Raw genomic sequence first — 1,931 nt, forward strand, 5'->3', positions numbered from 1 at the left:
GTCGCGGCCATAGGGGGCATAGATCAGGCTGTGGCGCGGCTCGCGATCATTGGCATAGACGACATGGCACCCCGAACAGCCCGAATGGCGATAATCGCCCGGCTGGTCGTTGGTCCCGATGAACCACATGTACGGATCGTTGAGCCGCGTCTTCTGCAGGTTGAGGACCGGGATCGCGACGCGCAGCCCGGTGCCGGGGCCGCGGCTCGATTGCTTGAGATCGGGGCGCCCGGGCTCCTCGAGCCGCTGGATCGAGCCGGTCGGATTGGGGAGGCCGATCTCGGGAAATTGCGTGCCGATATTGCGCCCGCCGCGCTCGAACACGCGGAACACGTCACCCGGCGGGGTCACCTGCCAGGTCGGCAAGGGATAGAGCGCAGCAAGCGCGCCGCGCGCCTGCTGCTCGGGCGTCAGCGTCCCCGGCGGATCGCCGGGCGAGACGATCTTCGCCGCCTGGCTGTCGCGGGTATAGGCCTCGCCGAAAATGTAATTCTTATAGGGGACGACGCCGTTGTTATATGCCGCTCCGCCCCACAACATCGCGCCGGTCGCCATCAGCGACCGCTCGGCGGCCTCGATCACCTGCAGATGGCAGGCGCCGCACGCCTCGCGCGCGACGCGATAGTCGCTCGGGTTGACGAAGCGGACGAATTCGGGCGCCTCGCGGTTGAGCAAGGCATAACTGCGCTGCGGATTGGCCGAAGAGGGATAATGCCACGCCTCGGGAAAACGCGGCAGGACATGCGCCCGCTCGCGCGCGGCGACATAATCGGGGTCGTCGAACCCGCGCGCGGGATCGCCGCGCACCGCGGCATTGCCGCCGTGGCAATCGACGCAGCCCAGCATCACCGCCGGCGTCGCGTGCATCGAAGGTTCGTCGGTTCTGGTGTGGCAGCTGTAACACCCGTCCGATTTGGCGGCGACCTGCGCCGCGGTCTGGCTCATCGGGGCGGGCGGCGAAGCGATATAGACGCGCGCCACCGGCTTCTCGCCGCCGGACGCGTGCAGCATCGCGACCGGCAGCGCCAGCGCGGAAAGGACGAGCAGCAGGAAGGGGAGAAAGCGGTGCATCAATAGGACAGGATCAAGTTCGCCAGCACCGAATAATAATTCCGATGCCGGTCGCTATTGGTGAACAGATCGCGGAAGCCCGCGCCGGGCAGCAACACCGCGCCCGACAGGCGGAAGACGATATTCTGCGTCGCCTTGGGCCGCCAGATCGCGGCGGTGGAGAGATCCCAGCCGATCGACTTGTCGATCCCGCCCTGGTTGCGCAGCGCCTCGAGCGTCGCGGTATTCTCGAACCACGGATGATTGGCGTTGCCCGACAGGCGCAACTGCGGGGTCAGATCGAAATCGGCGCCCGCGTCCGCCAGCATCGTCCCGGGGTTGTTGAAATTGGACTGGCCCTGCTCCTTCGACGAGCGCAGCGAATTGAGGATGCCGTTGCGCCCGGTGATCGCGATCGCGCGCCCGCCGCCGGCGAAGGGGATGCTCTGCCGGATCCAATAGCTCGTGTCCGCCCCGGCGAAGACCGGATTTTCGAAGATCGCGTCGAACCCGGTCTCGACCTTGTCATATGGCTTGCCGTCGCCGGTGGCGTAGAGCCCCGACAGGCGGAAGCGCATCCAATCCTTGTCGTAACTGATCTCGGTCGCCGCGAAGCCGGCGCGGATCCGCGCGGGGCGCGAGGTGAAGATGCTGTTCCGATCCTCGCCGAACGCGCCGTAGAGCGAGGCGGTGAGGTTGATCCGCCCGATTCGCCCGTCGGCATTATAGCCGAGATAGACCACGTCATAATCGCGCCCGCGCCCGTCGCCGATCAGCGCGGGGCGCACCGGAAAGCCGTTGTCGTCGATCTCGATCCGATTCTTCTCGCGGTTCATATTATAGACCGCGGTGATCTGGCTGGTGAGGCCAGGGATCAGGAA

Annotated in this window: 2 pseudogenes; both read right to left on the reverse strand. The window is 66.2% G+C overall.

Annotated features, from left to right (window positions below):
- Positions 1 to 1,071, reverse strand: a pseudogene (locus BGN95_RS04990) (hypothetical protein); the annotation flags it as partial.
- Positions 1,071 to 1,931 (reverse strand): annotated as a pseudogene (locus BGN95_RS04995) (hypothetical protein); the annotation flags it as partial. The pseudogenes BGN95_RS04990 and BGN95_RS04995, both read right to left, overlap by 1 nt.

It is taken from the genome of Sphingomonas sp. 66-10 (genome assembly GCF_001897045.1).
Classification (GTDB): domain Bacteria; phylum Pseudomonadota; class Alphaproteobacteria; order Sphingomonadales; family Sphingomonadaceae; genus Sphingomonas; species Sphingomonas lycopersici.